This is a genomic window from Halocynthiibacter sp. (genome assembly GCF_049608145.1).
GTDB lineage: Bacteria > Pseudomonadota > Alphaproteobacteria > Rhodobacterales > Rhodobacteraceae > Halocynthiibacter.
Genome location: NZ_JBMYXF010000092.1, coordinates 1 through 4,932 on the forward strand (window position 1 = coordinate 1; position 4,932 = coordinate 4,932).

At 50.0% G+C, this 4,932-nt stretch carries 5 protein-coding genes; 4 read left to right on the plus strand and 1 reads right to left on the minus strand.

Going from position 1 to position 4,932, the window contains the following annotated elements; translation table 11 throughout:
- Nucleotides 1-503: protein-disulfide reductase DsbD domain-containing protein (locus ACPGUT_RS15720; RefSeq protein ID WP_423993009.1), on the minus strand; the 503-nt coding region annotated here is incomplete at its 3' end.
- Between the two features lie 166 nt (nucleotides 504-669).
- On the opposite strand from ACPGUT_RS15720, the gene ACPGUT_RS15725 reads away from it, so the two are divergent.
- The 4 genes from ACPGUT_RS15725 to ACPGUT_RS15740 all read left to right on the plus strand — a co-directional run.
- A complete protein-coding gene (locus tag ACPGUT_RS15725) occupies nucleotides 670-1,956 on the plus strand; it encodes a multicopper oxidase family protein (RefSeq protein WP_423993011.1) in 1,287 nt (428 codons plus the stop codon).
- Between the two features lie 72 nt (nucleotides 1,957-2,028).
- Complete coding sequence (locus ACPGUT_RS15730) at nucleotides 2,029-3,276, plus strand: sialidase family protein (protein WP_423993013.1); 1,248 nt, start codon at nucleotides 2,029-2,031, stop codon at nucleotides 3,274-3,276.
- A gap of 121 nt (nucleotides 3,277-3,397) precedes the next feature.
- Complete coding sequence (locus tag ACPGUT_RS15735; RefSeq protein WP_423993015.1) at nucleotides 3,398-3,874, plus strand: disulfide bond formation protein B; 477 nt, start codon at nucleotides 3,398-3,400, stop codon at nucleotides 3,872-3,874.
- Between the two features lie 324 nt (nucleotides 3,875-4,198).
- Nucleotides 4,199-4,932 (plus strand): heavy metal-binding domain-containing protein (locus ACPGUT_RS15740; RefSeq protein ID WP_423993017.1); only part of this gene is annotated, 734 nt, incomplete at its 3' end.

The window sequence follows — 4,932 nt, forward strand, 5'->3', positions numbered from 1 at the left end:
GTCGCAGCTTTCGTATCAATGCCTTGGCCCGCAGGTATTGTCAGATTGAGCGTAAAATCATTTGGCACGCAGATATCAGAACATGTCAGTAAACTTACCTGCGCCGTCAGGTTTGCAGACGTACCGCTATCGATCAGGACTGCTTGGATAGGTAACAATACGTGCTTGCTATAGCCAAAATTTTCGATCCCGAATGCCGTGAAACGGGTTGGTGCTGGCCACAACAACTCGGCGCTTGCCAGGTTTTCAGACCCGCTCCAGTCAATTTCCGGAGGCAAGCCAACTTCGCCCGGGGAGCGCCAATAAGCTTTCCAGCCTTTGCCTAGCTTTAAGTCCAGTCCCAGCGACAATGTCTTTGCATTGGGTGCAACACCGTCTTCTACCGAAACCAAACGCGCTGTGAGTGCTGCGTTAGAAAAACTGTCAGAGCTTGCCGCAGATAACAAAGGCGCCGAAAGAGTGAAAAACAAGATCATCGCGATACGCAAGGGTGTAGAGATCATCGCAAAGCCACCAATCTTCAAAAGCCAATGAGGGGAAATAGTAATCAGTGTAACCGGGATTTAAGAGCACTGAAATGTATCAATATGTCTGCCTCCCCACCCCTTTATAAATAGCGTACTTTGTGATCCTTTGAGAATGGATGCGCATGTATGGGTGACTAGGAAAATGAAGTTAAGCAGGCGGCAGGTCCTTCTCGCAACGGGCGCTACTGTATTGCCGGTCTTCTTGTTTGGCGCGACAACACAGGTCACTTTGCAGCCGGGCCCAACAGTCGCGAAAATCGGTCAGCACAGATTGGAGATGCTTGGTTTCAATGGATCGGTTCCGGGTCCGGAAATTCGACTTCGCCAGAATGAAAAGTTGAATGTGCAAGTGGAAAACGGCCTTGACGATGGAACGCTGGTCCACTGGCACGGCATTCGATTGCCAAATGCCATGGATGGCGTGAATGTGTTGACCCAAGATCCGATAGCCCCGGGCGACGTTTTCAACTATCGTTTCTCTGTTCCGGATGCAGGCACATATTGGTATCATTCTCACTATCTTTCGTATGATCAGGTGTCTCGGGGTTTGTTCGGTCCTTTGATTGTTGAGGAAAGCGTTCCGCCGGATGTCGATCGCGACATTACCGTGATGTTGTTTGATGTGCTACTTGATGACAGCGGCAATTTTGACGATGAATTTAGACCAGAACATTTTGCAACAGCTGGTCGACTTGGAGGTGTGGTAACCGCATTTGTTTCAGAAAATGAGGTACTTCTAGGTGATAGGGTCAGGCTCAGGTTGATAAATCCTTCGCTGGATCGCGTCTATTCAGTCAGTATTTCGGGCGTATCAGGTTTCTTAGTTGCTTATGATGGAATGCCTTTCGCACGCCCCGAGCCTCTGAGCACGCTCGTGCTTGCACCGGGTCAGCGAGCAGACATAATCGCTGATGTAACTCACAAAATTGCCATCTTGGAAACCAGTGGAGCGCGCGGGATCGAAATGGCCCAAATCGCGGTATCTGGTCAGCGCAAGAAGCGATCTCGCGCAATTTCTGCATTGCCAGCCAACGCGCACCCACGGCTGGGAGCTATTAAACATAAGGCCAAACTTGTCATGCAAGGTGGTGCGGGTGGCAAAAGCCACTCTGGAACAGCAACTTGGGCCTTCAATAATCAAAGCGGCCTGCCCAGTAAGCCGCTGATTTCTGCGCGCAAGGGAGATACCGTTCAGATAAAATTGGTCAATGACACAGCATTTGCGCACGGCATTCATTTGCATGGGCATCACTTTTGGGAAGTTTCCGAGCAGGGCGAACGGACTTATTTTCGCGACACTACGCTTGTTGAAGCGGGTGACACCAGAGACATCATTTGTGTTTTGGATAATCCCGGCGCGTGGCTTTTGCATTGTCACATGCTTAGCCATCAAGCGGACGGTATGGCAACATGGCTTCGCGTAAGATGAGTGTCAAGCTTGCAAGAGAGCCGAACCAATTTTGAATCGAATTGTTAACCTTCTGAATAAAGGGGTGGGAAGATGCGCCTATTGAATGGTACTTTGATCTACTCAGCTTGTGTTTTCGTTGCGGCAAGCGGCGTTGTGATTGCAGAGCCATTGAACTTTAGATTGTTAGACCCACCAATCGGTTTAAACGCACAGGAGCCGGGGCTTTTTGCAACGGGTGATGGGCGTCTTCTGTTGAGTTGGACCGAACCAAGCATCGACGGATTTGCCGTTAAAATGGCAACTCTAAGCGACGCGGAATGGGGCAGCGCCCACACGGTTACTCAATCTGACAAGATTTTTGTCAACTGGGCTGATTTTCCGTCCATTGCGGTATTTGCTGACGGAACATTTGCGGTTCAATGGTTACAAGAAAGTGATCAAAGGTCCTACAATTACGACGTTAATATCGCACTTTCAAAGGACGACGGTTTTACTTGGAGCAAACCTCTGACACCGCACCAAGACGGCACGCAAAGCCAGCATGGGTTTGTAAGCATGCTGCCGATCGACGACAGTACGCTGCTAAGTGTTTGGTTAGATGGTCGGGCTTATGGAAAAAACATTCTCGACCGCACTGACGAAAGCCTGCCCGACGCGATGCAGTTGCGAACAACTGAAATTAGATCCGATGGTGTGCTCGTGAAAGATACGTTGTTAGACGAACAGACCTGCACGTGCTGTCAGACCTCGGCTACGGCCACCGCAGATGGTACAGTCCTCATCGCCTATCGTGACAAGACGGACGATGACATTCGCGATATTGCTGTTGTCAGGAAAGTGGATGGCGATTGGTTGCCCTCCAACATCGTTTATCCTGATGGTTGGGAAATTTCGGGTTGCCCCGTTAACGGTCCTGCCATTGATGCAATGGAGCAAACAGTGGTGGTTGCTTGGTTTACGGGTGCAAACGATGTTCCGGCAGTAAAAGTTGCGTTTTCACGGGACAATGGCGCTAACTTTGATGCGCCTATACGGATTGATTTTGGGGAAGCAGTCGGACGGGTTGATGTCATGATGCTGACCGAAAGTTCAGCGCTTGTCACATGGGTAGAATGGCAAAAAGACGATGAAGTTATTTTCGCGTGTAAATTGGACCTTGGAGCACCTTGTGAGGACGCTCAAATTGTCACCGTGAATAGCGGCGACGGATCAGTCAATTTCCCACGAATGGCACGCACACCAGAGGGCATTTATATTGCGTGGACCCAACCAGCAACGGAAGCCAATTCTGATCCGAATGCTGAATCTACGATCAACTTGGCTTTCGCACCATTATAACGATGTTGTTGGCAATCTGTTACAAACAGATACAAAATCTTCTGGATTCAACGCCCTGCTCTGATGGACCTTTTACTGAAGACCCGTCACACTTTAGTGAAATGTTTTTTGGGGAATATCCATGGCTTTAAAGTCTTACCAGTTTGGCATGCTCGCGTCTTTCGGTTCTTTTGTGCTGCTGGCCGGAGCATGGATGTTTCAGGCGATTGGCTATGCGCCCTGTGCAATTTGCATCTGGCAGAGATATCCCCATGCCGCGGCCATCTTATTGGGGCTTCTCGTTCTGATCGGGCTACGTCACAAGTTTGTATATTTTCTAGGTGCGCTCGCTGCAGCGGCGACATCTGGTATCGGCTTGTATCACACCGGAATCGAACGCGATTGGTGGGAAGGCCCAACAACCTGCACTGGTACCGGGTTGGATTTGTCCCAGATGTCAGTTTCCGACTTGTTGCCGACGTCCATTGATCAACCCGCACTCGTTATGTGTGATCAGGTCTCGTGGGAGTTTTTGACGCTTTCGATGGCAAGTTGGAATGCATTATTCAGTTTGGCACTCGTCGTGCTTTGGGTTTGTGCTTTCATAAAACGCGCCTAGTACTTGGCTATGATTGCCGCTTCGAGTGCATGTTAAATTCATTGATTTAAATCTGTAATGTCGCGCGGAATGAAACGTCTACTTGATATGACCCTGTTTTATCAAAAGGATCTGTAACTTGAAAACAAAGGTAAATTCTGCTGCTACCCGCCATCACAGATTATAAGTTTAGAGACGAATCGTCAGCGCCTTTTCCGCAGCAGACTTAAAGATCCGGATCATATCAAGCGCAAACAATTGTACCGCCTTCGGCTGCTGCTCTGGAAAATAGGCGGGAAACTTTGCCAAATCTGCCAGTCATCCAAATGAAGGAACAATTTCATCATGCAACATTCACATTCACCCACTGACACATCCCTTTATGTGTGCCCGATGCACCCAGAAGTTCAACAAGACGGGCCGGGTGATTGTCCTAAATGCGGTATGCATCTCGTGCCAAAAGCCGAAGCGGACGCCGCGGCACATGCAGGGCACGGTCACGATCATGGGGCAGAAAAGGCGCATGCTGGCGATTTGGATAGTGTTCCTGCCGGATTTGACGGCGCTGTCTACACATGCCCGATGCACCCCAATGTGCGCCAACCGCATGCGGGATCCTGCCCGATCTGCGGAATGGGGCTGGAGTTGGAATCGGGCACAATGGATGACGGCCCCAACCACGAGCTTGTCGATTTCACACGCCGTTTCTGGTTCGGCGCTATTCTGACAATTCCGTTGTTGATCCTGACGATGGGCCCATATCTAGGCCTGCCTGTGCGTGACATATTCGGCGAACGCGCCACGCTTTGGATTGAGCTTGTCCTAGGCACACCTGTCGTTCTTTACAGCGGCGGGCCGTTTCTGGTGCGCGGTTGGAATTCTTTCAAAACCATGAATCTCAACATGTTCTCGTTAATCGCGATGGGGGTTATGGCTGCGTGGATATTCAGCATCGTTGCTGTTCTCGTCCCCTCGATTTTCCCAAGCGGCTTTCGTGATGTTGATGGCAACGTCGGCGTCTATTTCGAGGCCGCAGCCGTCATCGTGACCTTGGTTCTTTTAGGACAGGTCATGGAATT

Excerpts from the sequence above, each read along its gene's own strand:
- ACPGUT_RS15725 (WP_423993011.1), top strand. The coding sequence starts at position 670 with ATGAAGTTAAGCAGGCGGCAGGTCCTTCTCGCAACGGGCGCTACTGTA.
- ACPGUT_RS15730 (WP_423993013.1), top strand. The coding sequence starts at position 2,029 with ATGCGCCTATTGAATGGTACTTTGATCTACTCAGCTTGTGTTTTCGTT.
- ACPGUT_RS15735 (WP_423993015.1), top strand. The coding sequence starts at position 3,398 with ATGGCTTTAAAGTCTTACCAGTTTGGCATGCTCGCGTCTTTCGGTTCT.